21 protein-coding genes are annotated in these 26,102 nt (G+C 63.1%); 12 read left to right on the top strand and 9 right to left on the bottom strand.

The features are described 5' to 3' along the window. Positions 1-2 precede the first annotated feature (2 nt). Positions 3-602, bottom strand: coding sequence for a 2-hydroxychromene-2-carboxylate isomerase (locus ACZ92H_RS02020; protein WP_465048194.1), 600 nt, complete (start codon positions 600-602; stop codon positions 3-5). A 133-nt stretch (positions 603-735) separates the two neighbouring features. Here ACZ92H_RS02020 and ACZ92H_RS02015 point away from each other — a divergent pair, with 133 nt between their 5' ends. Continuing rightward, positions 736-1,167, top strand: coding sequence for a DUF5071 domain-containing protein (locus ACZ92H_RS02015; RefSeq protein WP_465048195.1), 432 nt, complete (start codon positions 736-738; stop codon positions 1,165-1,167). 22 nt (positions 1,168-1,189) lie between these two features. Continuing rightward, positions 1,190-1,690: a HEAT repeat domain-containing protein gene (locus ACZ92H_RS02010; protein WP_465048196.1), complete on the top strand. Its 501-nt coding sequence runs from the start codon at positions 1,190-1,192 to the stop codon at positions 1,688-1,690. A 79-nt stretch (positions 1,691-1,769) separates the two neighbouring features. On the opposite strand, the gene ACZ92H_RS02005 is transcribed toward ACZ92H_RS02010, so the two are convergent. Both ACZ92H_RS02005 and ACZ92H_RS02000 read right to left on the bottom strand, forming a co-directional pair. Then, positions 1,770-4,172: a TonB-dependent receptor plug domain-containing protein gene (locus ACZ92H_RS02005; RefSeq protein WP_131371158.1), complete on the bottom strand. Its 2,403-nt coding sequence runs from the start codon at positions 4,170-4,172 to the stop codon at positions 1,770-1,772. A 177-nt stretch (positions 4,173-4,349) separates the two neighbouring features. After that, a complete protein-coding gene (locus ACZ92H_RS02000; protein ID WP_465048197.1) occupies positions 4,350-5,135 on the bottom strand; it encodes a PhzF family phenazine biosynthesis protein in 786 nt (261 codons plus the stop codon). 97 nt (positions 5,136-5,232) lie between these two features. Between ACZ92H_RS02000 and ACZ92H_RS01995 the strand changes: the two genes are divergently transcribed. Continuing rightward, entirely contained in the window at positions 5,233-8,388 is a 3,156-nt protein-coding gene (locus ACZ92H_RS01995; RefSeq protein ID WP_465048198.1) for an error-prone DNA polymerase, read from the top strand. Between the two features lie 39 nt (positions 8,389-8,427). Next, a complete protein-coding gene (locus ACZ92H_RS01990) occupies positions 8,428-8,907 on the top strand; it encodes a GNAT family N-acetyltransferase (protein WP_465048199.1) in 480 nt (159 codons plus the stop codon). Between the two features lie 80 nt (positions 8,908-8,987). Here the strand turns inward: ACZ92H_RS01990 and ACZ92H_RS01985 are convergent, their stop codons facing one another. Beyond that, positions 8,988-10,397 carry an FAD-binding oxidoreductase gene (locus ACZ92H_RS01985; RefSeq protein WP_465048200.1) on the bottom strand — a complete coding sequence of 470 codons (1,410 nt, stop codon included), beginning with the start codon at positions 10,395-10,397 and terminating at the stop codon, positions 8,988-8,990. A gap of 194 nt (positions 10,398-10,591) precedes the next feature. Between ACZ92H_RS01985 and ACZ92H_RS01980 the strand changes: the two genes are divergently transcribed. The 5 genes from ACZ92H_RS01980 to ACZ92H_RS01960 all read left to right on the top strand — a co-directional run bounded on the left by ACZ92H_RS01980 (position 10,592) and on the right by ACZ92H_RS01960 (position 16,010). Then, entirely contained in the window at positions 10,592-11,521 is a 930-nt protein-coding gene (locus ACZ92H_RS01980) for a ChaN family lipoprotein (RefSeq protein WP_465048201.1), read from the top strand. Between the two features lie 141 nt (positions 11,522-11,662). Further along, the gene (gene exbB / locus ACZ92H_RS01975; RefSeq protein ID WP_465048202.1) at positions 11,663-12,430 is read left to right on the top strand and encodes a tonB-system energizer ExbB; all 768 of its coding nucleotides are present in this window, start codon (positions 11,663-11,665) and stop codon (positions 12,428-12,430) included. 3 nt (positions 12,431-12,433) lie between these two features. Then, positions 12,434-12,859, top strand: a complete 426-nt coding sequence (gene exbD, locus ACZ92H_RS01970; protein WP_465048203.1) for a TonB system transport protein ExbD — start codon at positions 12,434-12,436, stop codon at positions 12,857-12,859. Next, positions 12,856-13,698, top strand: a complete 843-nt coding sequence (locus ACZ92H_RS01965) for an energy transducer TonB family protein (RefSeq protein ID WP_465048204.1) — start codon at positions 12,856-12,858, stop codon at positions 13,696-13,698. The genes exbD and ACZ92H_RS01965 overlap by 4 nt, the downstream gene beginning before the upstream one ends. Positions 13,699-13,751: 53 nt before the next feature. Beyond that, the gene (locus tag ACZ92H_RS01960) at positions 13,752-16,010 is read left to right on the top strand and encodes a TonB-dependent receptor domain-containing protein (RefSeq protein ID WP_465048205.1); all 2,259 of its coding nucleotides are present in this window, start codon (positions 13,752-13,754) and stop codon (positions 16,008-16,010) included. A gap of 138 nt (positions 16,011-16,148) precedes the next feature. Here ACZ92H_RS01960 and ACZ92H_RS01955 read toward each other — a convergent pair whose 3' ends face one another. Beyond that, a complete protein-coding gene (locus ACZ92H_RS01955; protein WP_070260375.1) occupies positions 16,149-16,550 on the bottom strand; it encodes a PRC-barrel domain-containing protein in 402 nt (133 codons plus the stop codon). Between the two features lie 247 nt (positions 16,551-16,797). Between ACZ92H_RS01955 and ACZ92H_RS01950 the strand changes: the two genes are divergently transcribed. The 3 genes from ACZ92H_RS01950 to ftsB all read left to right on the top strand — a co-directional run bounded on the left by ACZ92H_RS01950 (position 16,798) and on the right by ftsB (position 20,261). Continuing rightward, a complete protein-coding gene (locus ACZ92H_RS01950) occupies positions 16,798-18,450 on the top strand; it encodes a CTP synthase (protein ID WP_131371135.1) in 1,653 nt (550 codons plus the stop codon). A 141-nt stretch (positions 18,451-18,591) separates the two neighbouring features. Continuing rightward, positions 18,592-19,875 carry a phosphopyruvate hydratase gene (gene eno, locus ACZ92H_RS01945; protein WP_131371132.1) on the top strand — a complete coding sequence of 428 codons (1,284 nt, stop codon included), beginning with the start codon at positions 18,592-18,594 and terminating at the stop codon, positions 19,873-19,875. Positions 19,876-19,937: 62 nt separating this feature from the next. Beyond that, complete coding sequence (ftsB, locus tag ACZ92H_RS01940) at positions 19,938-20,261, top strand: cell division protein FtsB (RefSeq protein WP_010400534.1); 324 nt, start codon at positions 19,938-19,940, stop codon at positions 20,259-20,261. A gap of 710 nt (positions 20,262-20,971) precedes the next feature. Here ftsB and ACZ92H_RS01935 read toward each other — a convergent pair. The 4 genes from ACZ92H_RS01935 to hslO form a co-directional block, all read right to left on the bottom strand. After that, entirely contained in the window at positions 20,972-21,247 is a 276-nt protein-coding gene (locus tag ACZ92H_RS01935; protein ID WP_131371130.1) for a hypothetical protein, read from the bottom strand. Between the two features lie 152 nt (positions 21,248-21,399). Continuing rightward, positions 21,400-22,518: a glycerophosphodiester phosphodiesterase gene (locus ACZ92H_RS01930; RefSeq protein ID WP_465048460.1), complete on the bottom strand. Its 1,119-nt coding sequence runs from the start codon at positions 22,516-22,518 to the stop codon at positions 21,400-21,402. Positions 22,519-22,541: 23 nt separating this feature from the next. Further along, on the bottom strand, positions 22,542-24,947 hold the full coding sequence (locus tag ACZ92H_RS01925) for a TonB-dependent receptor (protein WP_465048206.1): 2,406 nt from the start codon (positions 24,945-24,947) through the stop codon (positions 22,542-22,544). A gap of 173 nt (positions 24,948-25,120) precedes the next feature. Then, positions 25,121-26,101 (bottom strand): Hsp33 family molecular chaperone HslO, encoded by a 981-nt coding sequence (gene hslO / locus ACZ92H_RS01920; protein WP_131371124.1) that lies wholly within the window; start codon positions 26,099-26,101, stop codon positions 25,121-25,123. Between the last annotated feature and the right edge of the window lies 1 nt (position 26,102).

Raw genomic sequence — 26,102 nt, 5'->3', positions numbered from 1 at the left:
GATCAGCGGCGCTTGAGCACCGCATGCGCCAGCGCATCTTCCAGCCTGTCGTTGCCCCAGAATAGTTCGCCCGCGCTGATGAAGCTGGGCGCGCCGAACAGCTGCAAGGCTTGCGCCTGCTGTATCTGGCGGCGCAGGCGCAGCTTGTTTTCATCGCTCAAGGCCAGCGCCAGGATGGCCGGCGCATCGAGGCCCAGTGCCGTCAGTACTGCGCTGACGGCGTCGGCGTTGTCGATCTCGCGGTCTTCGGCAAAATTGAGCGTCATCATGCTGCGCGTAAATGCCGCGATCCAGCCCTGGTCAGCGCCGATCAGGGCCACGCGCATGGGCAGCAGGGCCGTGCGGGGAAAAGTGCCGGGTTGCTGCCACGGCAAGCCGTACTTGGCGCACTGGCGCGCCATGTCGCGCCACGCATAGTCGCCCTTGAGTTTTTGCAGCACGAAGGGCGACGTTTCCCAGCCCAGCGACTTGAAGACGACGCCCAGCAGGAAGGGTTTCCAGGCGACGTGCACCTTGTGCTCGCGCGCCAGCGCTTCGATGCGCATGGCGCTCAGGTAGCTGTAGTTGCTGCCGAAATCAAACCAGAAGTCCAGTGTGGCCATGGCGCGGGAATTTCTTTTACAGTGATGATGGAGATTTCATCTTACCGCGATTGCAAAACGCGTTACAGTGCCGGGGAAACGCCAGCGCGCCAGCGGCGACCTCCTGTGCAGGCCATCACTCAAATCAACGACCATGAACACATATGCCTTGCCGCCACTGCTGCCGCGCGACAAACACGATACGCATGCCGCCGCCGCGCTGGTCGCGCTGGGCTGGGACAGGGTGGAATGCGTCGCGCCACAGATGCTGGAGTGGATGCAAGACAGCAACTGGCCTGTTGCCGCCGTGCTTCGCCCCTTTCTGCTGGCCCAGGGAGCGCGGCTTGCTCCCTACGTCAAGCCGATTTTCGCCACCGCTGACGATGTGTGGAAATACTTTATCCTGGCCGGCATCGTGCGCCCCTCGCCGGAACTGGCATCCGTCCTCGGCGCGGAACTTGCCCGCATGGCCAGTCACCCGACAGCCGGTGAACGGCTGGAAGGCGTGGCGGCGCAAGCACGGGACATCCTGGCAGCCGACAGCGGCCGGCAGCACCACCCCGCCGCCGGCATTGAATTGAATTAAATAAATGACAGGTATTTTTAGTATGGATCAAGCACTGCGCCAGCTTCTGGACGAGAACATGCATGACGTGCCCCGGCTGTACCAGCTGGCAGGCGTCACGCCCGCCACGGTCAAGCGCTATATTCTGGACGGGATGGCGGCCGCGATTGCCGAGCATAACGGGGAAGCCGGCGATACCTTGCTTGCGATGGCCTGCGCCATCGAGCATCCGGAGGCCAAGGCTGACGTGCTCAATAATCTGTTGTGCATGCCAGGGCATGAACTGCACCAGGAAGTCGCGCGGGCGATACAGGACCTGGGAAACCCTGCCAGCGTGGCCGGTATCCGCTGCGTGCTGGAAGGCGGCTTCGAGTTCCTCGAATACACGTGTTCTGACGACGAGGTCATCGCGAAATGGTTCAGCCATGCGCTGGCCAGCATCGGCACGCCGGAAGCCATCGGACTCATCAAGGAGTTCGCGGCCTCGGACAATGCCGGCATCGCCAGCGAAATGCGCTACCGGCTCGGGAAGCTCGGCTGTTGAGAGCCGCATGCGCTGCGCCCGGCAGACATCGCGGCTGCCCGTACTGGCGCAGCCGCTGCCGTTCTGGCGCGAAGCCGATTTAGAACTTCACCCACAGCCGTCCAAAGTACGAAGCGCCATTCAGGCCGAACTGCACGCTGTCGTATTTGAAGCCGTTATCCGTCTCGTCCGCGTTTTGCGTGGTGGGCTTGACGTTGAAGATGTTGTTGCCGCCAAAGGTCAGCTTGGTGTTCTTGCTGATGCTGTAGGTGAAGCTCAGGTCGGCGGATGTCTTGGCCGCATAGCGGGCGTTCGGCACGCCTTCGGCCGTGCCGCTGAAGGTGCCCAGGGTTTGCGGACCAAAATAAATGATGCGCAAATCCGACTCCAGCTTGCCCGTGATGTAGTCGAAGCCCAGGGTGGCCTTGGCGCGCGGGCCGCCCTGTTCGATGAACAGGCGTTCGCGCTCGGACAGCAGCACGTCTTCGTAGCCTTTCAGCGACTCCGGCGTCTTGACCTTGGTCACTTCCGTTTTGCTCAAATTTAAAGCCAGGAAGGTGTTCAGGCGGTTGCCGGCCAGCTCGCCCTTGTGCGATGCCGTCAGGTCGAGGCCGCGCGTGCGCGTGTCGATGGAGTTGACGAAAAATTGCGCCTCGCCCACGCCCAAAAGGGCCAGGCGCGCCGCCAGGTCCGGGTAGTTGTCGGCGTTGAAGCGGCCCGACAGGACGATGCGGTCCTTGATCTTGATGTTGTACAGGTCGGCCGTGACGGAGATGGCTTGCGTCGGCGTCCAGGTGGTGCCTAAGGTAAAACTGGTGGATTTTTCTTCTTTCAACTTGGGAATGCCGGCCGCGTTGGCGACGGCGCCGCCATTCGGCGCCAGCACCACGTCGGTGGGCACGCCGCCGATGAAGTCCGTGAAGGTGGACGAGAAATACACTTGCTGCAGCGACGGCGCGCGGAAGCCCGTGCTGGCCGAGCCGCGCAGCAGCACCTCCGGCGCCACCTTATAGCTGGCGGCCAGCTTGCCCGTCACGGTGGAGCCGAAATCGCTGAATTTTTCATAGCGCAGGGCGGCCTGCGTTTTCAGGCGCTCCGTCCAGTCCAGTTCCACGTCGCCATACGCGGCGATGCTGTGGCGCCTGGCCTTGGTCACGTCGCCGGGCTGGAAGCCGGGGAAGCCCTGGCTGCCCGCGTTGCCGCCCACGCCCACGCCATCCGCGTCGATGTAGGAGCCCGGTTCGCCGGCCATGATCTTGTATTCCTCGCTGCGGTATTCGGCGCCGAAGGCCACGTTCATGCCGCTCATCACCGTGTCGTAATAGCGGCTGAAATCGGCATTGCTGGTCAGCTGCTGGAACGAGAAACCGCCCGCGTCATAGCTGCTGGCGCTGACGCCCTTGCCGCCATTGAGCAAATCGAGGTTGGCGATGGAGGCGTTCAGGGTATGGCTGATGTCGTAGCGCATCTTGTTGTAGCCATAGGTTTGCGAAAAGTCCGCATGCCATTCGCCGATCTGGCTGCGGTGGCCGATGGTGGCGTACTGGTCATCGATCTTGCCGTTGATGAAAGGCACGAAGCCATCCGGGTACATGGCGGCGGAATTGCGCGATGGAATGTCGTCGCTGCCGATGCCGCCGCGGCCGAATGCGGCGCTGGAGGCGTCGCGCGTCTGCGCGCCCGCCGTGAAGTACAGCTTGCCCGTGCCGCTGGTGGCGTAGTCGCCGTTCACGTACAGGGTTTTGTTTTTTGACTGGGTGTCGCCGATGATGCGCATGCTGTCCGCATCGGCCCGGTTCGAACGGCCCCGGTCCAGGTATTCGCCCGTGATGGCCAGGGTGCCCTTGTCGCCCAGGGCGATGCCGCAGTAGGCGGACGTCATGTAGTTCTTGCCGTCGCCGGCCGAATATTGGCTGTAGCCGGCCACCGCTTCGCAGCCCAGGCTTTTCTTCAGTTCGATGTCGATCACGCCGGCAATCGCGTCCGAGCCGTACTGCGCGGCGGCGCCGTCGCGCAGCACTTGCACGTTCTTGATCGCCAGCAAGGGGATGGCATTCATGTCCGTGCCCGTGTTGCCGCGGTTGCGCGCGCCGAACAGGTTGACGAGCGCCGTCGTGTGGCGCCGCTTGCCGTTCACCAGCACGAGGGTCTGGTCCGAGCCGAGACCGCGCAGGGCGGCCGAATCGATCAGGTCGGCCCCGTCCGCGCCCGTCTGGCGCGTGGAGTTGAACGAGGGGGAAATATATTGCAGGGTCTGCGCCAGGTCGAACTGGCCGCCTTGCTCGGCCACCTTGGAAATGGGAATGATATCGACCGGCACCATGGTGTCCGTGGCGGAACTGGCGACGCGGCGCGAGCCGACGACGCTGACCGTTTGCACGGCCCCTTCCGTGGCTGCCGGATCGTTGCTCTGCGCCATGGCGGCGGGGCTGAAGGCGGCCAGGGCGGCGCTGCCGTACAGGCTGGCGAGGATGGCTTGACGCAAGGTGGTGAGGGTCGGCACGCAGTATCTCCAAGTGGCTAATGAGCAAGATTCGTGACTTGATTCTAGTGCCAACATTTCATCATTCACCAGCGATACTTTGTTTTGTTATTACAAATCTGCTGTAACTGTTGTTTCCTGGTTGGCTGTCATTTCCTCTCTTGTTTTCTTGCATTGCACTGGTGCATGATGCCCCGTTCAGGTGCTCGCGTGCACCATGCCGCCCACCCGGATTTCCCCTTGGTGGTATTGCACCTGGATCAGACAAGGCTGCTGCGTGACGTGGCCCTGGTGCAGGCGCAGTGACTGTTGCAAATGCAGTGCCAGCGCGCCCGCCGCCACGCCCGTGGCGCTGTCTTCCAGCACCGGGTCGATGTGGTTGAAGTTGCGGCCTTCATATTCGTTTTCGCCGACGCGGCAATACGCATAGCAGCCGCTGACCCCGTGCAGGGTGCTCCAGTCGGCGATCAATTCCAGGTTTGGCCGCAGCGCGCGCAGGGTAGTGCGGTCGGCTACTTCCAGCAGCAGCTTCGGACTGCCGACGGACGCGATCACGGGCGGCGACAGCAGGTGCATGTGCTGGCCCATCAGTTCGGACGGCACATAGTTTTCCACCATGACGGCCGTCGCCGGCTGCGGCGCCAGGCCGATGAACAGGCCGGCTGTGCTGCGCAGCAGCTGCAAGGCTTGTCCGCGCATGGCCGTGGTCACCGTCAAGGTGGCCGGCGCGCCGGGCGCCGCCAGCAGCACATGCGCGGCCGCCAGGGTGGCGTGCAGGCACAGGGGGCTGCGCGTGTGCGGATAAAAATAGTCGAGCACGATAGTTCCGTCCGCCTGGCGGTCGATGAAGACGCAGGCGCTGACCTGGCGTTCGCGGGCAAAAGCCTGGCGCTGCGCTTCGCTGCCATCGTCATTTTCCACGACCAGCGCCGCATTGCCGCCGCCGGGTTCGGCGCCGAAACATTTCAAGAGATGGACGATCATGGCAGGCAATGTGCAAGGTAAAACATCAGCATAACCGAGAAGGGCATTTCCAGATGAGTATAATATACTGTGTTTATATACAGTATTGAGGTAGATCATGTGGGGCGCAGTCTTACCCGAGTATGCTGAGTTGTACTGTCTGACCAACTTCAGCTTTTTGCAGGGCGCCTCGCATGCGCAGGAACTGGTGGCGCGCGCCGTCCAGCTTGGCTACGGGGCGCTGGCCATCACGGACGAGTGTTCGCTGGCGGGCGTGGTGCGCGCCCACGCGGCGGCCAAGCGGGCGGGTTTTCCGCTGATCATAGGCGCGCATTTCCACCTGGTGCAGGCCGATGGCAGCCCGGCCCTGTCCTTGCTGGCGCTGGTGCGGGACCGCGAAGGCTATGGCAACCTGTCGGAACTGATCACCATGGCGCGCACGCGGGCGGCCAAGGGGCGCTATCTGCTGACGCCCGATGATTTTACCGCGCCGTCGCCCGAGTTTGCCCATTTGCGGGGCTTGCCCGGCTGTCTGATGATCTTGCTGCCCAGCTATCCGGCCCAGCCCGATGCCGTGCGCGCGCAAGGCGCATGGATGGCGGCCACTTTTGGCAGCGAGCGCAGCTGGGTGGGACTGAATTTGCTGCAGCGGGCGCAGGACGACGCACACCGCGGCGCCGTGCAGGCAGCGGCGCAGGCGCAGGGCTTGCCCGTGGTGGCCGTGGGCCACGTGTGCATGCACGTGCGTTCGCGCAAGCCCTTGCTCGATACCCTGTGCGCCATCCGCGTGGGCAAGCCCGTGGGCGAGTGCGGCTATGCGCTGGCGCAAAACGCGGAGCAGCATCTGCGTGCGCGGCTGCGCCTGGCCAATGTGTATCCGCCGCAGGCGCTGGCGGAAACCCTGCGCATTGCCGGCCTGTGCACTTTTTCGCTCGACAGCTTGCGCTATGACTATCCCGATGAACTGGTGCCGGAGAGCCACACGCCGGCGAGCTATTTGCGGCAGGAAACGTATGCGGGCGCGCGCGTGCGTTTTCCGCTGGGCATTCCCGCCAACGTGCAGGAGCAGATCGAGCAGGAGCTGGCGCTGATCGCCGAGCTGTTGTATGAAGCGTATTTTTTGACGGTCTACGACATCGTGCGTTTTGCCCGCTCACAAAATATCCTGTGCCAGGGCAGGGGTTCGGCCGCCAATTCGGCCGTCTGCTATTGCCTGGGCATCACGGAAGTGGACCCGGCGCGCGGCAATTCCCTGGTCGGGCGTTTCATGTCGCGCGAGCGCAATGAACCGCCCGATATCGACGTCGATTTCGAGCACCAGCGGCGCGAGGAAGTGATTCAATACATCTATGCCAAATATGGCCGGCGCCGCGCCGCGCTGGCGGCCGTGGTGATCAGCTACCGGCCGAAAAGCGCCTTGCGCGACAGCGGGCGGGCACTGGGAATCGACCTGGCCATCGTGGAAAAAGTGTCCAAGGCGCACCGCTGGTTCGACGGCAAGCACGACTTGCTGAACCGCCTGGCCGAATGCGGGCTCGATCCGGACGCGGAATTGTCGCAGCAGTGGGCCGGCCTGGCGCAGCAGTTGCTGGGCTTTCCCCGTCACCTGTCGCAGCATCCGGGCGGTTTCGTCATCGCGCAGGGAAAACTGTCGCGCCTGGTGCCCATCGAAAACGCGGCCATGGCCGAGCGCAGCGTCATCGAGTGGGACAAGGATGACCTGGAAGAGCTGGGTCTGATGAAGGTCGACGTGCTGGCGCTGGGCATGCTGTCGGCCCTGCGCCGCGCCCTGGAGCTGGTCAGTGCGCGGCGCGGCGAGGAATTCCGCCTGCAGGATATTCCGGGAGAAGACCCCGCCACCTATGACATGATGTGCCACGCCGACACCATCGGCGTGTTCCAGATCGAGTCGCGCGCACAGATGAGCATGCTGCCCCGCCTGCGTCCGCGCGAGTTCTACGACCTCGTCATCGAAGTGGCGCTGGTGCGCCCCGGCCCCATCCAGGGCGGCATGGTGCATCCGTATCTGCAGCGGCGCCAGCGGAAAGAACCCGTCGTGTATCCGAAGGGGCTGGAAAAGGCGCTGGGGCGCACCCTGGGCATCCCGATTTTCCAGGAGCAAGTGATGCAGGTGGCCATCATCGCCGCCGATTTCACGCCCGGCGAAGCGGATCAATTGCGGCGCGCCATGGCGGCCTGGAAACGCAAGGGCGGCATGAACAATTACCATGACCGTATCGTCAATGCCATGGTGGACAATGGTTACGACAGGGAGTTTGCCGACGCCATCTTCAGCCAGATCGAGGGCTTTGGCGAATACGGTTTTCCCGAATCGCACGCGGCCAGTTTCGCGCTGCTGACGTATGCCAGCTCCTGGCTGAAATGCCACGAGCCGGCCGTCTTTTTATGTGCCTTGCTGAATAGCCAGCCCATGGGTTTTTACAGTCCATCCCAGCTGGTGCAGGATGCGCGCCGGCATGGCGTGCAAGTGCTGCCCGTCGACGTGGCCGTCAGCGGCTGGGAGGCGGCGCTGGAAGAGGCGGCAGCGCAGGACGCGCAGGGCGCCGCGCCGGCCGTGCGCCTGGGCTTGAACAGCCTGTATGGCATGCGGGTGGAAGCGGCCCGGCGCATCGAGGATGCGCGCGCCATCGCCGCCTTTCTTGACGTGGCCGACCTGGCGCGCCGTGGCGGGCTGGACCGGCATGACTTGCAGGTGCTGGCGGCCGGCAATGCCTTGCAGGCGCTGGCAGGCAACCGCCGCGCCGCGCTGTGGCAAGCGGCCGGCGCCGTGCCGGACAAGGATCTGCTGCGCGCCACCACACCAGAGGAAGAGGCACCCGTGCTGGCCGCCCCCACGGAGGGCGAAAGCATCGTCAGCGACTACCGCGCCCAGGGGCTGACCCTGGGACGCCATCCGCTGGCGCTGCTGCGCAAACAGCTGCTGGCGCAGCGTTTCCTGCCCGCTTCCACGCTGAGCTGTTATACCAATGGGCAAGTGGCGCGCGCCTGCGGCATCGTCACCGTGCGCCAGCGCCCGGGCACGGCGAAGGGCGTCGTCTTCATGACCCTGGAGGACGAGACGGGCACCGTGAACGTCATCGTCTGGCCCGACCTGGTGGAAAGCCAGCGGCGCGAGGTGCTGGGCGCGCCGCTGCTGGGCGTGTACGGCGTGTGGCAGCAGGAAGGCATCGTGCGCAATCTGGTGGCCAAGCGCCTGGTCGACATGTCGCATTTGCTGGGACGCTTGCGCACCAGCAGCCGCGATTTCTGTTGAGGCTTGTCTGTGTTGGCCATGGCATGGCATGATTTACGCATGACAACCTTGCCCGAACCGACATTGCGTCCCGCCCTGGTCGCCGACGCGCCCGCCATTGTCGCCCTGATCGACGACTTGATGCCCTTTTTGACCTTGCGCCCCGATGGCGCGGGCGCGGAAAAGTTCATCGAGAACTGCCGCCAGCCCGCCATCGAAAATTACCTGTCGCTGCCCAATTACGCCTACCAGCTGGCGCATATCGACGGCGCACTTGCTGGCGTGGTGGCCATGCGCGACAACACGCACCTGTTCCACATGTTCGTGCCGCGCGCGCTGCACCGGCGCGGCATGGCGCGCCGGCTGTGGCAGGCGGCCCGCGATGCGTCGCTGGCCAGGGGCGGCGTGACGGCATTTACCGTCAATTCCTCGGCGTATGCCTTGCCCCTGTATCAAAGCCTGGGCTTTGTCGCCACGGGGCCGAAGGTGGAAACGGGCGGCATCGCTTTCGTGCCGATGCGCATGGAATTGTCAACATAACCCGACGGCAGGGACGGGGGGGCGTACCCTCAGGGGGCATTTTCCCCAATGGGGGAAATGCCGATCCCGAACGGGCCGACCTACCATTTGACGATCTTCCCGGGATTCATGATGTTCTTCGGGTCCAGCGCGTGCTTGACGGCGCGCATGGTGTCGATGGCCCCTTCGCCATGTTCTTCCACCAGGAAGGCCATCTTGTGCATGCCCACGCCGTGCTCGCCCGTGCACGTGCCGTCCATGCCGATGGCGCGCGTGACCATGGCGCTGTTGACCTTTTCTGCGCGGGCGATGTCGGCCGGGTCGTCGGGATCGACGAGCATCTGCACGTGGAAGTTGCCGTCGCCGACATGGCCGATGATGGCGTAGACGAGGCCGTGCGCTTCGCAATCGGCCTTGGTGGCGAGGATGCATTCGGCCAGGCGCGAAATGGGCACGCAGCAATCGGTGGAAATGGCGCGGCTGCCGGGACGCATCTGCAGCAGGGCGAAATACGCGTTGTGGCGCGCGGCCCACAGGCGCGAGCGGTCTTCCGGACGGCTGGCCCACGCGAAATCGCTGGCGCCGTGTTCCGCCGCGATGGCTTGCACCAGCTGCGCCTGCTCGGCCACGCTGGCCGGCGTGCCGTGGAATTCAAACAGCAGCAGCGGTTTTTCTGGCAGCGCCATCTTGTCGTAGGCATTGATGGCTCGTACGCCGTTTTCGTCGAGAAACTCGACCCGCGCCACGGGAATACCCATCTGGATGGTCTGGATCACGGCATTGACGGCCTCGCCCGTGCCGGGGAACGAGCACACGGCCGCCGAGATGGCTTCCGGCAACGGATACAGTTTCACCGTCACTTCCGTGATGATGCCGAGCGTCCCTTCGCTGCCGACGAACAGGCGTGTCAGGTCGTAGCCGGCCGAGGATTTTTTCGCCCGCGTGCCCGTCCTGATGATGCGGCCATCGGCCGTCACCACCGTCAGGGCCAGCACGTTTTCACGCATGGTGCCGTAGCGCACGGCGTTGGTGCCCGAGGCGCGCGTGGCCGCCATGCCGCCCAGCGAGGCATTGGCGCCCGGGTCGATGGGGAAGAACAGGCCCGTGCCGCGGATTTCCTCGTTCAGCTGCTTGCGCGTCACGCCCGCCTGCACGGTGGCCGTCAAGTCCTCAGCATGCACGGCGACCATGGCGTGCATTTGCGACAGATCAATCGTCACGCCGCCATGCAGGGCCAGCACGTGGCCTTCGAGCGAGGTGCCGCTGCCATAGGCGATGACGGGCACGTCGTGTGCGCTGCACAGCTTGACGGCGGCCGCCACTTCCTCGGTGGAATGGGCGAAGATGACGGCGTCCGGCAGCATGGGGGGATAGCTCGACTCGTCGCGGCCATGGTGTTCGCGCATGGCTTGCGTCATGGAAAAGCGGTCGGCAAAGATCAGGGAAAGTACGGCAGCAAGGGATTCTGGCAGCGGTTTTTTCAGTGCCGCCAACTGGTCAGTATGGTTCACGCATGTCCTCCGTTTTTTTTATTCTACTCCGCGCCCGGCGATTGCACCGATGGCGCCAGCATTGATTTTTTGCCAGTTGTAAAAAAATCTTCTCGCTTTGCCGTGCGCAGGTTGTAAATGAGAATCATTTCCATTAAAATGCCCGGCTGAGTTATTTTGCAACAATCAGTGCTTTGACCCGAAAGGCCGTGCCCATGAAATTCCCCCTGTCCTTCACCGCCGTCCTGCCCGCCTGCGTGCTGGCGCTGAGCGCCTGCAGCAGCGTTGCGCCCGCCACCGGCACTGCCTCCGCTACGGCTGCCGCCACGACGGCCGCGCCTGCCGCTGCGCAAGACGTGCGCCAGCTGGGCGAGATCGTCGACCTGCGCAGCGGCCAGCGCCTGAGCGCCGAGCAATTGCTGGCCCAGCTGGCTGCCGCGCCCCGCGTCATCGTCGGCGAGCAGCATGACCAGCTCAGCCATCATCAGATCGAGCAGTGGCTGCTGCTGCAACTGCAGGGCCAGCGTCCGCAAGGCAGCGTGCTGCTGGAAATGCTGAACCCGGACCAGCAAGCCAAGGTCGACAAGGTCAAGCCATGGCTGCAGACGGACCCCGTGGTGCGTCCCGAGCACGTGGCCGAGCTGCTGGCGTGGCAGCCGAACTGGAAGTGGGAGCAATATGGCGACCTGGTGATGACCGTGATGCGCGCGCCATACCCCGTCTGGTCGGCCAACCTGGACCGCAGCGAGATCAAGCAATTGTTCATCGACAAGCCGGGCGTGCAGGGCAAGCATTCGAACCTGGCCAACGACGGCAAGGTGCATGCCAAGCTGAAAGACATCATCCGCGTCATGCATGACAACCAGATCGACGAACCGCGCCTGGCCGCCATGCTGTCGGTGCAGCAGCAGCGCGACCGCCGCATGGCCGAGCGCCTGCTGGCCGCGCCCGCGCCTGCCGTGCTGATCGCCGGTGCCTATCATGCGCACAAGGACCTCGGCGTGCCGCTGCACGTGCAGGACTTGACGGGCGGCCCCGCGCCGCTGGTGCTGGTCCTGGCGCAGCAGGGCGCCGCCGTGCAGGCGCCGCAGGCGGATTTCGTCTGGTTCACGCCGGCAGCGCCTGCCGTCGCCAGCGCCAAGTAAACCGTCGTGCCTCCGCCGGGCGTTCAGCCCGGCACTCTTCCCCAGCAAGCTCCTCCCGGCAGCCAGGTAGTTCGTCCGATTTTTTTTGCATGCGCGTGCGCGCCGTTGGCGCAGCCATGCCTGTTGATTGTTGAAGCTCCCATGCGTACCCCCTTGTTGTATGTCCATGCCGCCGCTGGCGGCGTGTTTCTTTCCCTCGCCCCTGCCGGTGCGCAAGCGTCCGCGCTGCCGCACGACATGTCGCCATTGGGCATGTTTTTCGCCGCCGACCAGGTCGTCAAAAGCGTACTCATCGGTTTATTGATCGCCGCGCTGGCCACCTGGGTGGTCTTGCTGGTGAAGGGCGCCAGCCTGTTGAAGGCGCGGCGCGCGGCGGCACGCGCCGTCGCCATGCTGAAGCTGGCGACCTCCTTGCCCGACGCGGCCGCCAAGGTGGAAAGCATGGACACGGACAACAGCGTGCTGGCGCGGCAGCTGCTGGACGACGTGCAGCAGGAACTGCGCCTGTCGCACGCCAGTGCGCCGGCGGCGGCCCTGAAGGAGCGGGCCGGCTTTCGCCAGGAACAATTGATCGCGCAGCAGGTGCGCGGCATGACGCAAGGCATAGGCTTGCTGGCCAGCATAGGCGCCGTGGCGCCGTTCGTCGGCCTGTTCGGCACCGTGTGGGGCATCATGAACAGCTTTATCGGCATCGCCGCCAGCCAGAGCACGAACCTGGCCACCGTCGCGCCGGGCATCGCGGAAGCGCTGCTGGCGACGGCGCTGGGCCTGGTGGCGGCGATTCCTGCCGTCGTCATCTATAACTTGCTCAGCCGTGGCATCAACCAGTACAAGGCGCAGCTGCGCGCCGCTTCGGCGCAAGTGCTGCTGATGCTGAGCCGCGACCTCGACATGCGCAGGCAGGCCTGAGCCATGGCCTCCCTTTTTCCTGCGCAGGACGACGACGCGGCCGACATGCCGGAGCTAAGCGAGATCAATGTCACGCCCTTCATCGATGTGATGCTGGTGCTGCTGATCATCTTCATGGTGGTCTCGCCGCTGGCCACCGTCGACTTGAAGATCGACCTGCCGGCCGCCACGGCCAAGCCCGAGCCGCGCCCGGAAAAACCCCTGTTCGTGTCGCTCAAGGCGGACCGCAGCCTGTACCTGGGGGAATCTCCCGTGGCGCGCGAACAGCTGGGCAGCCTGCTTGACGCGCAGACGGGCGGCGACCGCCAGCGCACCCTGTTTTTTCAGGCCGACAAGCAGGCCGCATATGAAGACGTGCTGGACGTGATGGATGCCCTGCGCCAGGCCGGCTACCTGAAAGTGGGCCTGGTGGGCCGGGAGGGCGGGTGAGTTCGCCGCTATTTTCTCCCGTAGCTGTGCCCGCATCTGCGCCGTCGCCGGTGCTGACGCCCCGTCCCGTCCTGAACTGGGGCATCGCCACGGCGCTGGTGGTCTTGACGAGCCTGGTGCTGCTGCTGTGGGCCAGCTGGCAGCCCGTCGCCGTGGCGCCCGCCAACCCGGCCGCCAGCGTGATGGTGGTGTTTGCCGCGCAAGCGATGTCGCCGGAAACACGGCAAGTCGTGGCGGTGGGGGCGCGCCAATCGGCCGCCGCCAGCGCCGCCCGGCCGCCCAAGAGTACGGCACGGCAGGAGGCGCTGCCCGTGCTGGCGCGGGCCGCCGCGCCGGAGATCGTTGCGGCGGAAAAGGAGGACAAGGCGGTGGCCAGTCCATCGGCGGAGCCGGACAAGGATGCCGCCAGGGAGTTGGCAAATGCGGCTTCCGTGCCCGCACAGGCCAGCAGCAGCGCCACGCCGGCGCCGGCCGCCGTGCGCGGCCCGCAGGCGGCGCCGTTCAATAGCGACACGCCGTCGACCAGCGCGGCGCCGGCCAGCTGGCAAAGCCGCGTGCTCAGCCATCTGGCGCACTTCAAGCGCTATCCGGGCGACGCGCGCCAGCGCAAGCGGGCCGGCGCCGCGTGGGTGCGCTTCCAGGTCGACCGCGACGGCAAATTGCTGGCCAGCGAACTGGTCGCGTCGTCGGGCACGGTGCTGCTCGACCGCGAGGCGCTGCAAGTGCTGCAGCGCGCGCAACCGTTGCCGGCGCCGCCCGACAACGTCCTGTACCAGGGCACGGTGACCGTCACCTTGCCCGTCTCGTTCAAGCTGGAAGCGGGACAGGACAAGGCATGAGGATGCCGGGTGCTTTTCATTCAAAAAAATTATCCATAACAAATCGAGGGTGTATGCATATCAAGACAATGGCGCAAGCCGTGGGCGTTTGCATGGCGTTGCTGGCACAGCAGGCTGTGGCGCAACAAGCACAGGAAAGCGGCAAGGTGGAACTGTCGCCGCTGAATGTCTCGGGTGAAACGGTGCCCGTGGAACAGCAGGCGCTGGAAAAACCGGGCGCCTTCAGTGCGCGCGGCGCGGACACGCGCTTGCAGAGCGTGGACCAGGTCCTGCGCGGCATGCCGGGCACGTTTACCCAGATCGATCCGGCGCAGGGGGCCGTCAGCGTCAACATCCGCGGCCTGTCCGGTTTTGGCCGGGTCAATACCATGATCGATGGCGTGACGCAGAATTACTATGGCAGCGCGCCGTCGGAAGTGTCGCATGGCGGCGTGCCCAGCAGCCAGTTCGGCGCCCTGATCGACCCCAACTTCATCATCGGCGTCGATGTGTCGCGCGGCAATGCGGCGGGTGGCGATGGCGTCAACGCGCTGGGCGGCAGCGCCAATTTCCGCACCATCGGCGTCGATGACGTGGTCTTCGCCGGTGAAAAGGTCGGCGCGCGCACGAAGATGTCCGCCGGCAACAATGGCGTGGGCCGCAGCGCCATGCTGGCCGTGGGCATGAAAAATCCCGCCTTCGACGGCGGCAGCGTGGGTTTCATGGCGGCCACGAGCGCCAGCGTGATCGGCAACAACTACAAGAATGGCAATGGCACGGACAGCGAGGAATTCGGCTTCGGCTATAACCGCTACTACAAGCAGAAACCGAAGTCGCAATTGCTCAAGCTGGACTTGAAACTCAGCGACTTCCACGCGCTGGAACTGTCCGCGCGCGATTACCGCAACACCTTTACGCGCCGCGACATCCAGAGCGACGACTACTATGTGAAATACCATTACACGCCGTTCTCGGAATTGATCGACCTCAATGTCACGGCCAGCAGCAGCCGGGGCAACCAGAAATACATGCCGGAAGCGCTGACCAACTTCATCAACACCAACGCAGCCAACCGGGCCGACGCGGTGGATATCAACAACACCAGCAGCTTCAAGCTGGCGGGCGGCGATGCGCTGGTGACCATCGGCGGCAAGCTGATGCGCAACAGATACAGCAAGCACGTGGAAAGCCTCGTCGACGACCCGGACAACCCGGACGCCAACCAGCAATCGATTGAAAACAATACCTTCGGCCCGGAAGGGCGGCAAAAGATCGACAGCCTGTACGCGGGCCTGCAATACAACCGCGGCATCTATCAGCTCAATGCGGGTCTGAACGCCACGCGTTTCGAGCTGACGGGCTACAAGCCGGCCTGCGACGAGCGCGTGAAATGCTTCCCGCAAGGGGCGGCGCATATCGCCCTGAAGGAGCATGGCATCAATCCGTCGCTGCTGCTGTCGGCGCAAGTGACGCCGTGGTTCCAGCCCTTTGCCAGCGCCGAGCGCACCATGCGCGGGCCGAATCCGCAGGAAGTGTTTTTCTCGAACGATGGCGGGGCGTCGATGAACCCGTTTTTGAAGGGCGAGAAAGCCAGCACCTACCAGCTGGGCTTCAATGGCAGCCTGCACGGCTTGCTGAGCGCCAGCGATGCGCTGAACTTCAAGGCCCTGTATTTCAAGAGCAAGATCGACGGCTATATCACCAGCCAATCCTTCCTCGTCTGCGATAACGGGCGCAAGTGCAATATGGCGGAAGTGATCGCCACGGACTGGGAAACCGTCGACGCGTACGTGACGAACATGTACATCTACATTAATTCGGCCACGCCCGTGCGCACGCGCGGCTGGGAACTGGAAGCGCAGTACCAGCTGGGGCCGGCCTATGCGCGCCTGTCGTACACGCGCGAAAAGACCAGCCAGCCCACCTCGATCGCCAGCGCGTGGTTTGGCGCCTCCGACATCAGTGAGCTGCCCAGCACATACTACAACCTCGACGTGGGCACGCGATTACTGGATAACAAGATGGAGATCGGCGCCATCATCAAGCACACGGGAGCGAACCGCCGCTTGTCGCCGGACAATGAAGCCGATGAAGTGACGGGCGAAGTGACGAAGGTGGACAATCCGAAGATCCCGGCCGTGATCGACCTGTATGCCAGCTACCAGGTGACGAAAAACCTGTTCCTGCGCCTGTCGGTGCAGAACGCCATGGACAAGAATTATTCGGAAGCGCTGAACCGCCTGAATTCGATGCCGTCGCAGTCGAACGACAATACCCCGATGAGTACGGCGAGGGGCAGGACGTATGTGGCGGGGCTGGAATACCGCTTCTAGTTTTTTACCAAAGTTGCGACGCCTGACAAAACTGTAGCGAGCGGATGTGATTTGTGGCCGAGAAGCGCAACTGTGCTGTAGCACAGTGAGCATCGCCGGCCGCAAAGCGCACCGCGCAGTAAGTTTTGTCAGGTGTTATCAGCGTGGTGTGGTTCCGTAGTAACTATGGATCGAGTTCACCCACGTGGTATCGGCCATGTTCGGCCAGTTATCCGTGTCGAAGCCGGGCGCGTTTTCGATGCGTTCCTTGTCGACGTTGAGGGTGAAGCGCTTGTTGACGGTGTCGAGCAGCAGCGCTTCCCAAGGCACGGCGAACAGCTTTTCGCCGATGGTAAAGACTCCGCCGTGCGACATGACGGCGTAGGCGATTTTGCCGCTGCGCATGTCGATCATGATTTCCTTGATTTCGCCCAGATGCTCGTCCTTGGCGTTGTGCACATGGTCGCCGATCAGGGTGTCCGCACCCATCAGTTCAGGGCCGGGGCCTTTGTGGCCGCGGTTGACATACATGCCGTAGGCGTCGCGTTCTTCGTAGCTCATGATGGACCTCCTGTTGAAAAATCCCAGTCTGCGGCCAGGATGCGGCAGGGTCTGTTCGCTCGCCCACACAAAGTATGGAATTGGAAATATTTCAATTATTGCCATTGCGCAATTTTGTTGTGCGTAGACCGCAGGAGAGGGATGGATAGTCGGCATTTGGCGCAAATTTCCTCGCGCGGGGGGCGACGCAGGCGGGCTTTAGTGTATAATTTCAATTTCCCGCACGTGCCGTTCGGCACCATCTGCAATGACCAAATTTGTCTTCGTCACTGGTGGCGTTGTGTCTTCCCTTGGAAAAGGGATTGCCGCCGCCTCTCTCGCCGCGATCCTCGAATCGCGCGGCCTTAAAGTCACCATGCTCAAGCTCGACCCGTATATCAACGTCGATCCTGGCACGATGAGCCCTATGCAACACGGTGAAGTATTCGTCACCGACGACGGGGCCGAAACCGACCTCGACCTCGGTCACTACGAGCGCTTCATCTCCACCCGCATGAAAAAGGTGAATAACTTCACCACTGGCCAGATCTATGAATCGGTGATCCGCAAGGAACGCCGGGGCGAATATCTGGGCAAGACCGTGCAGGTGATTCCGCACATCACCAATGAAATCCAGGATTACATCCGCCGTGGCGCCGAAGGCTACGACGTGGCCCTGTGCGAAATCGGCGGCACCGTCGGCGATATCGAATCGCTGCCCTTCCTGGAAGCGGCACGTCAGCTGAGCCTGCGCGCCGGCCGCAAGAACACGGCGTTCGTCCATCTGACCCTGGTGCCCTACATCGCCTCGGCCGGTGAACTGAAAACCAAGCCGACCCAGCACTCGGTGCAAAAGCTGCGCGAAATCGGCATCTTGCCAAACGCGCTGCTGTGCCGCGCCGACCGCGCCATTCCGGAAGACGAGCGCGCGAAAATCTCGCTGTTCTCGAACATCGAGGAAGACGCCGTCATCTCCGTGTGGGACGTCGACACCATCTATAAAGTGCCGCAAATGCTGCATGACCAGGGCCTCGACAAGATCATCTGCGACGCGCTGGACCTCGATCCTGCGCCGGCCGACCTGTCGATCTGGAGCAAGCTGATCTACACGATGGAACATCCGAAGGCGGAAGTGACCGTCGGCATGGTCGGCAAATACGTCGAACTGACGGAATCGTACAAGTCGCTGATCGAAGCGCTGCGCCACGCCGGCATCCACACGGAAAGCCGCGTCAACATCGAGTACATCGATTCGGAAGAAATCGAAACGACGGGCTGCGACGGCCTGGCCAAGTACGATGCCATCCTGGTGCCGGGCGGCTTCGGCAAGCGCGGCGTGGAAGGCAAGATCAAGGCCGCCCAGTTCGCCCGTGAAAACAAGATCCCTTACCTGGGCATCTGCCTGGGCATGCAAGTGGCCCTGATCGAGTACGCGCGCAACAAGGCAGGCATGCCGAACGCGAATTCGACCGAGTTCGACCTTGATACGGATCAACCTGTCGTTGCACTGATCAATGAGTGGCAAAACCACGATGGTAAAGTCGAGTTGCGCGATGAAAACTCGGACCTGGGCGGTACCATGCGCCTGGGCGCGCAGACCTGCGCCGTCAATCCGGGCACCCTCGCCGCCGAGATCTACGGCAGCGTGGTGACCGAGCGTCACCGCCATCGCTACGAAGCCAACAATCACTACCTGGCCCGTGTCGAAGCGGCTGGCCTGATCGTCTCGGCCCGTACGCCTAGCGAAGATTTGTGCGAAATCATGGAATTGCCACGCACGGGTGAAAACGCCCACCCATGGTATATGGGCGTGCAATACCATCCCGAGTTCAAGTCGACGCCACGCACCGGCCACCCGTTGTTTACCTCGTTCATCAAGGCAGCGCTGGCGCACAAGGAAGCCAACGCCGTCGCTGAATAACGCGGGTCGATCGCGACAGTATTACCCGTAAGACAGCTCCCGGCCTGATCGTCTCCGCCGGGAGTTTCTTTGCCCCCTTTGTGCAATTGCGCATCAGAACGCAGTGTGCAGCCCCTGTTACGCTTAACTTTGGAGAATGACATGAGTGCTATTGTTGATATTATCGGTCGCGAGATCCTGGACTCGCGCGGCAACCCTACCGTCGAATGCGACGTGTTGCTGGAATCGGGCGTGATGGGCCGCGCGGCCGTGCCGTCGGGTGCCTCGACCGGTTCGCGCGAAGCCGTGGAATTGCGCGATGGCGATGCCAAGCGTTACTTCGGCAAGGGCGTGCTGCAGGCATGCGAAAACATCAATACCGAAATCTCCGAAGCCATCATGGGCCTGGACGCCAATGAACAGGCTTTCCTGGACCGTACCCTGATCGACCTGGACGGCACGGAAAACAAATCGCGCCTCGGCGCCAACGCCATCCTGGCCGTCTCCATGGCCGTGGCCAAGGCTGCCGCCGAAGAAGCGGGCTTGCCGCTGTACCGTTATTTCGGCGGTTCGGGCGCCATGCAGATGCCCGTGCCGATGATGAACGTCATCAACGGCGGCGCGCACGCCGACAACAACCTGGACATCCAGGAATTCATGATCATTCCCGTGGGCGCCCCGTCGTTCAAGGAAGCCGTCCGCTACGGCGCGGAAGTGTTCCACACGCTGAAAAAGATCCTGCACAAGAAGGGCCTGAACACCAACGTGGGCGACGAAGGCGGTTTCGCGCCATCGCTGGCGAACCACGAAGAAGCCATCAAGCTGATCATCCAGGCCATCGAAGAAGCTGGCTACGAGCCAGGCACGCAGATCGCCATCGGCCTCGATTGCGCCGCGTCCGAGTTCTACAAGAACGGCAAGTATGAAATGGAAGGCGAGGGCCTGAGCCTGACGGCCACCGAGTTCACCAACCTGCTGGCGACCTGGTGCGACAAGTACCCGATCATCTCGATCGAAGACGCCATGCACGAAGGCGACTGGGATGGCTGGGCGATTCTGACGGCGGAACTGGGCAAGAAAGTGCAACTGGTCGGCGACGACCTGTATGTCACCAACACCAAGATCCTGAAAGAAGGCATCGCGAAAGGCATCGCCAACTCGATCCTGATCAAGATCAACCAGATCGGCACCCTGACGGAAACGTTCGCCGCCATCGAAATGGCCAAGCGCGCCGGCTACACCGCCGTCATTTCGCACCGCTCGGGCGAAACGGAAGACTCGACCATCGCCGATATCGCCGTGGCCACCAACGCCCTGCAGATCAAGACGGGCTCGATGTCGCGTTCGGACCGCATGGCCAAATACAACCAGCTGCTGCGCATCGAGGAAGACCTGGGCGACATCGCCAGCTATCCAGGACGCGATGCGTTCTATAATCTGAAGTAAGCTGTTGTAAAACCCACTGGCCGGCCGGAGATGTTCCGGCCGGTTTTTTAACTGAATGCCCCATGCGCCTGATTACGCTCGCCCTGGCAGCCCTGCTGCTGTTGATCCAATTTCCCCTCTGGCTGGGCAAAGGCGGCTGGCTGCGTGTTGCCGACATGGAAGCCCAAGTGGCGGTGGCCAACAAGAAAAACGTGGAATTGAAGGCGCGCAACGCCAAGCTCGAATCCGAAGTGCGCGACCTGAAGGATGGTACGGGCGCCGTCGAGGAGCGTGCCCGCTATGAGCTGGGCATGGTCAAACAGAATGAGATTTTCGTGCAGATCGTGCGCAAGGGCCAGACCCCGCCACTGCTGGAAACGCCGGTGGACGCTGCTGCGCCACACTAAACAACTTCATTTCCCCTTGCCAGCCTGGACCGATTGCCAGGCTGACCTGTCATCCCCGGCCGCGCGCCGCACTGCTGCGCGGCTGGCCAAGTATGTTCCTGCTACTGCTGTACTTCTACTGCTGCACGGCCACTGCCGTGTTTGCTGCGTGACCGCCTTGCCGCTTAGCGTTCGCCCTTGCCCGTCGTGATCAGGTAAAAGCGGATAGCGGTAACGGCGACAGCAACGACCACCAGGCCGGATTCGAGTAACATCATGATATTTCCTTGTATTTAATTTAAGTAGTGTTTTGAGAGCCATTGACGCAAAAAACGTCCAGGGCCAGGTGTTTAGTCGGCCTAAAAAAACGTCCAGGGCCAGGCGCCAAGCCGAAGACAGTACGCACGTACGGCAAGGCGCAGGCAACGCCGCCTTGGCCGGGTGTTCCGTTGGCTTAAAAAAACGTCCAGGGCCAGGCGCCAAGCCGAAGACAGTACGTAGGTACGGCGAGGCGCAGGCAACGCCGCCTTGGCCGGGTGTTCCGTTGGCTTAAAAAAACGTCCAGGGCCAGGCGCCAAGCCGAAGACAGTACGCACGTACGGCAAGGCGCAGGCAACGCCATCCTGGTCGGGGCTTTCAGTTGGCCTAAAAAAACGCCCAGTGCCAGGCGCCAAGCCGAAGACAGTACGCAGGTACGGCGAGGCGCAGGCAACGCCGCCCTGGGCGTTTTTTTAACCGCGCGAGGCCAGGAAGCGCAGCTCGGCGGCCAAGTTCGGCATCAGCTTTTCGTAGCGGTTCGCTTCCGAGTTCAGCAGGGCGAAATCGCGCTGGCTGGGACGCACATGGCGCTCGTCGGTGCTGCCGGTGTCCGTGGCGATGACTTCCTTCTGTGCCAGTTCGCTGTAAGGCTTGGACGCGAGCAGGGCGCCCAGGAAGGCGCGCGTGGCGCGGCCAAGGTTGCTGAAATAATTGTCGTCGTTGTGGTAAGTGTTGGTAAAAGTGGACATATGCCCTCCATGTATGGTCTGTTGTTGCATTGCACAATAATGGAGTCGGCGATATATGTCTAATTCCAAATTCCAATTTCAGTAATTCAAGAAACGAATAATAAGGGCGTAGCCAACGGCCACGCCCTGAAAAAGAATTTGTTACGAAATGTTTATCCTGCGGCCATGCGTCCCAGACCGGGATCGTCGCTGAAAAAGCCGTCCAGTCCCGTCTCGATGTAGCGGCGCATTTCCGCCACGGACCCGGCTTCGTTGCGCGCGTTTTCGCCATTGCCGTCGCGGAAATCGGCCGCCAGGAAGCGGTTTTCCGGGCGGAAGGTCCAGGTGTGCAGCAGCAAGCCCGCCTGGTGCGCATCGTCGACGATGGACGAGGGCGGCGCCAGGCGCTGGTCGGCGCCCAGCGGGATGACGCCCCGCGTGGGCGGCGCCACCACGTCCGCGTAGGCGGCGATGTCGCGCAGGCCGGCCGGCGTCGTCATCTGTCCAAACGTCAGCTTGCCGCCGGCCTTGGCCACGTCCATGGGGCGCACGTCGCCGCCCACCACCAGCTGCATCAGGCGCACGTTGGCGCGCCGTCCCAGCTTCTCGCGCAGGTATTTTAAATTGGCTACTTCGAAGGACTGGATCTCGATGGGCGCGCGGCGCGTGTACTCGTGCGCCAGCATGGTCGAGAGGAAACGGTCTTCCAGCGCCAGGCCCGTATCGCGGAAATACGTGGAGCTTTTCAGCTCCGGCACCAGGCCGATGATGCGGCCGCTGGCGGCTGATTGCGCTGCAACAAAATCGATGATTTCTTCCCAGGTGGGGATCTGGAATTGTCCATCGTATAAGGTGTTGCCCGTGCGTACCTTGGGCAGCCGTTCGACGGCGCGCAGCGTCTTCAGTTCCGCCAGGGTGAAATCGTCGACGAACCAGCCTTCGTGCCATTCGCCGTCGACCATTTTCTTGCCGCGCCGGCCGGCGAACTCGGGACGGCGCGCCACGTCGGTGGTGTCGACCAGGTTGCTTTCATGGCGCGCCACCAGGATGCCGTCGCGCGTGGCGACCAGGTCCGGCTCCACGTAATCGGCGCCGTCGAGGATGGCCTTGGCATACGACGCCAGCGTGTGCTCGGGGCGCAGGGCGCTGGCGCCCCGGTGGGCGAAGACCAGCGGACGCGACGGTGGCGTGGCCAGCAGGCCGGCGGCAAAGCCGGGCGCGGCCGCCAGGGCCAGGCCGCCGACGGCCGCCTGGACGAAGTTGCGGCGAGAAAAATGGCGCTGCGGCAACACCGGGGCGAGATGCGGCGCGCGCATCAGAACTCCGCCGTCAAGGTGAGGAAGCCCTGGCGCGGGGCGATGGGGAAGGTGTTATACGTCTTGTCGGCCGCACCCACCACCACGTTCAATGCTCCCTCGCGGTTGGCCAGGTTGCTGACGTTGACTCTCCAGCGGGGGTTTTTCAGCCAGCTGGCCATGGCCGGCAGCTTGCCCGACACGCCCAGGCCCATCAGGAAATAGCTGGGGACGGACAAATCGTTGGTGTACGTCGCGTAGCGCTTGCCCACATAGTCTCCGATCAGCTGGAATTCCACATCGCCAAAGGTGGCCGAGGCCACGAACTTGTTCAGCCATTCCGGCGAACCCGGCACGTTCTTGCCCGCCGTCAGCACCAGCGCGGCGCCATTGCTGTAATTGTCCGCGTACTGCGAGCGGTTGTACGACAGGGCATTGTAGAACGAGAAATTGTTGCCAAAGTGCACGGTACCGGCGATGTCGATGCCGTCCGTGCGCACGCTGCCCACGTTGGCCAGCACGGGGTTGCCGCCAATGATGGAGGAAATCACCGGCGTCGGGCTGATCTGCAGCAAGCGGTTGCTGAAATCGACGTGGTAGACGTTCACCTGGCCATCGATGGCCGTGATGGCGCCCAGGTTCAAGGGGTGGCTGCCGCGCACGCCCACTTCATAGGTAAGTGCCGTTTCCGGCTTGGCGTCGCGCTTGAACAAATCAAAAGCGGCCTGGCTCGACAAGCTCCACGGCGACGCGCCGCCGCCGCCGTAGGTAACGAACTGGCGCATGTTTTTCTGGATATTGAAGTACAGCTGGTCTTGCGGCGTGACATCCCAGCGCGCGCCCACTTGCGGCAGGAACCATTTTTTCGTGTTGATGGTGCCAACTGGCAAGGCCGTCGAGCCGCCGGAAATGGCGCCCTTGGCCGGCTGCACGGGGAACTGGCCATCGGCGAACTGCAGGCTGGACTTGAAGCCGGCCTGCAGGGCGATATCGGGACGGATGCGCCATTCATCCTGCAAGTGCAGCTGCACCACCTTGTTGTCGATCTCGCTGCCGTACTGGGTGATCAGCGGATTGCTGGGGCGGTCGTAGGGCGACGTCGGCTTGTTCACGTCCAGCGCATACCAGCGGCGGTAGGCCGACGAGCGATTCTGTTCCAGCCACAGGCCCATCTCGAGCTGGTGTTCGCCGATTTCCTTGCGCAAGGTGGAAATCAGGCCGCCGCGCTTGATGTCGTATTCCGTCGTGCGCACGGCATAGCCCGAGTTGCCGAACACCTGTTTCAGGTTCTGGTTGGGGTAGTACACGCTGAACAGGCCCGGCAAGCCGGCCACGCCGATGGGGCCAGCCACCACGCCGGCGCCGTCATCCTTGTGGTAATACACCTGGTTCGACCACGTCGTGCCTTCGGCCAGGTTGGCGTCGAACTTGGCGTAGGCCAGGTAGTCGGTGCGCTGCGCATCGCTGTAGTAATTGCGGTAATTGTTGCCGTCGGCGGCAGGCGTGGCGCCCGTTGGCGACAGGTAATTGAGAGCCGCCTTGAAGTCCGGATACAGGAAGGGGCGCGTATAGGGCGCGCTGGTCTCGCCGGCCACGTGCACGGTGCTGTCCTCGTTCGGCTCGATCTTGTCCGAGTAGTTGAAGAACAGGGTCAGCTTGCCCGCGTCGCTGCGGTTGACGTATTTGGCATTGACCTGGTCGCCGCCCTGGCGCGCATCGAAGTCCCAGGCGCGCGCTTCATGGTGCAGGATGGAAACGTACGCGCTGCTGCCGTCGCCAAAGGCGCCCGTGTCGTAGCGGGCGAAGGTGCGCGAGGTGCGGTGGCTGCCCACGGTCTGCTGCACGCTGGCGCCCTGCGTGGCCAGCGGGTCGCTGGAATAGGTTTCGATGGTGCCGCCCAGGTTGCTGGTCGAGGCCGTGGCCAGGTCGCCCGCGCCCGACGACAGCACCACGCTGCGCACGTTTTCGCTGATGACGGCGCGCTGCGGCGACAGGCCGTTGTAATTGCCGTACTGCTGGTCGCCCAGCGGCACGCCATCCATGGTGTAGCCCAGTTGCTGGCCGGAAAAGCCATGCACGAACAGCGACAGGTTTTGCTCATTGTTGCCCCATGGGTCGGCCGTCTGGAAGCTGACGCCAGGCAAGGTTTGCAGGGCCTTCAAAGGATTCGTGCCGGGCAGGATTTTCTGGATTTCATTCTTGCTCAGGGCGACGGAAGAGCGCGTCTTGCGCGAGGAAATCTCCACGGTGGCCATCGGCGCATTGTCGTCGGCGCCAGGCGCGGCCATGTCGGTGGCGGCGGACGCCACGGCGGCGGCCACGGCCGTTTGCGCCAGTGCCGGCAAGGAGAGGCCAGCGGCGCAAGCGCCCAGCAAGACGTGGAAGGAATGGCGGCGCAGGGCCAGCTTCAAGTGGGAGTTCATCATCAGCCTGTGGAAAGTATTGGAAGTAATACAAGCTGCGCAGCGTAACGGCGGCGCGTGACGGGCTGATGACGAATTGGTGACGGGACGATGACAGCAGATACAAATGCGCCGCCTCAGGGGCGGCGCGGACGATTGATTGCGAAACTGTAATGTTTCGCTATGCAACGTTGGTCTTAGTTGATACTTGCCGCCGGCGGAATCAAGACTTCGGCCGGCGCATCCGTGATGAACAGTTGCGCGCAATCGACCTTGTCGAACTCATAGTGCTGGCCGCAGAAATCGCAGTTCACGCCCACTTGCCCCACTTCTTCCAGGGTGCTGTTGACTTCTTCCTCGCCCAGCATCTTGAGCATATTGCCCACTTTTTCGCGCGTGCAGGTGCAATGGAAGCTCGGGTGCAGCGGGTCGAAGACGCGGATGGTTTCTTCCCAGAACAAACGCTGCATCAGGGTGTCGATGTCGGTGGCGAGGATTTCTTCCTCTTTCAGGGTCGACGCCAGCATCACGGCGCGGTTCCACGTGTCGAGCGCATCTTCTTCCGAGACGGGCGTCGCTTCGGCCTTGCCGCCATGGTGCGGCAGCTTTTGCAGCAGCAGGCCGCGCGAGACGGTGTCGTCCGTGGCCAGCCACAGGCGCGTGTCCAGCTGTTCCGAGCGCAGCATGTAGTTTTCGATCACGGTCGCCATGTCGTCGCCATCCAGCGGCACGATGCCCTGGTATGGCTGCTGGCCCGGCACCTTGTCGGCCGGGTCCAGGGTGATGATGAAGCGGCCCTTGCCCGTGGCATTGAGCAGTTGCGGCACGGTGGCCACGTCGGGGATGGTGGCGTCCGGGTCCAGCTTGGCGGTGGCGCGCAGGCGCAGGTCCGAATCGCATTCGACCACCATCAGGCGCACGGGACCGTCACCGTGGATCTGCATGATGATGGAGCCGTTGAATTTCAGGTTGGCCGACAGCAGGGCGGCGGCGGCCACCATTTCGCCCAGCACTTTTTTCACGGCCAGCGGGTAGGCGTGGCGCGACACCACTTCCTGCCAGGTGTGGGAAACGTCGATGAACTGGCCGCGCACGGCGGCATTGTCGAAAATAAATTTTTGCAGGGTATCCTGGCCGGTGGCGGCAGCGCTGACGGCGCCCGTGGTTTCAGTCGTCATT

The organism is Janthinobacterium foliorum (genome assembly GCF_978021625.1).
The sequence above is the reverse complement of the archived record's forward strand: the minus strand, read 5'-3'. Positions and strand labels throughout refer to the sequence as shown.

Coding starts and splice junctions, on each gene's coding strand:
- ACZ92H_RS02020 (WP_465048194.1), bottom strand. CDS start 602: ATGGCCACACTGGACTTCTGGTTTGATTTCGGCAGCAACTACAGCTAC.
- ACZ92H_RS02015 (WP_465048195.1), top strand. CDS start 736: ATGAACACATATGCCTTGCCGCCACTGCTGCCGCGCGACAAACACGAT.
- ACZ92H_RS02010 (WP_465048196.1), top strand. CDS start 1,190: ATGGATCAAGCACTGCGCCAGCTTCTGGACGAGAACATGCATGACGTG.
- ACZ92H_RS02000 (WP_465048197.1), bottom strand. CDS start 5,135: ATGATCGTCCATCTCTTGAAATGTTTCGGCGCCGAACCCGGCGGCGGC.
- ACZ92H_RS01995 (WP_465048198.1), top strand. CDS start 5,233: ATGTGGGGCGCAGTCTTACCCGAGTATGCTGAGTTGTACTGTCTGACC.
- ACZ92H_RS01990 (WP_465048199.1), top strand. CDS start 8,428: ATGACAACCTTGCCCGAACCGACATTGCGTCCCGCCCTGGTCGCCGAC.
- ACZ92H_RS01980 (WP_465048201.1), top strand. CDS start 10,592: ATGAAATTCCCCCTGTCCTTCACCGCCGTCCTGCCCGCCTGCGTGCTG.
- exbB (WP_465048202.1), top strand. CDS start 11,663: ATGCGTACCCCCTTGTTGTATGTCCATGCCGCCGCTGGCGGCGTGTTT.
- exbD (WP_465048203.1), top strand. CDS start 12,434: ATGGCCTCCCTTTTTCCTGCGCAGGACGACGACGCGGCCGACATGCCG.
- ACZ92H_RS01960 (WP_465048205.1), top strand. CDS start 13,752: ATGCATATCAAGACAATGGCGCAAGCCGTGGGCGTTTGCATGGCGTTG.
- ACZ92H_RS01955 (WP_070260375.1), bottom strand. CDS start 16,550: ATGAGCTACGAAGAACGCGACGCCTACGGCATGTATGTCAACCGCGGC.
- ACZ92H_RS01950 (WP_131371135.1), top strand. CDS start 16,798: ATGACCAAATTTGTCTTCGTCACTGGTGGCGTTGTGTCTTCCCTTGGA.
- eno (WP_131371132.1), top strand. CDS start 18,592: ATGAGTGCTATTGTTGATATTATCGGTCGCGAGATCCTGGACTCGCGC.
- ftsB (WP_010400534.1), top strand. CDS start 19,938: ATGCGCCTGATTACGCTCGCCCTGGCAGCCCTGCTGCTGTTGATCCAA.
- ACZ92H_RS01935 (WP_131371130.1), bottom strand. CDS start 21,247: ATGTCCACTTTTACCAACACTTACCACAACGACGACAATTATTTCAGC.
- ACZ92H_RS01925 (WP_465048206.1), bottom strand. CDS start 24,947: ATGATGAACTCCCACTTGAAGCTGGCCCTGCGCCGCCATTCCTTCCAC.
- hslO (WP_131371124.1), bottom strand. CDS start 26,101: ATGACGACTGAAACCACGGGCGCCGTCAGCGCTGCCGCCACCGGCCAG.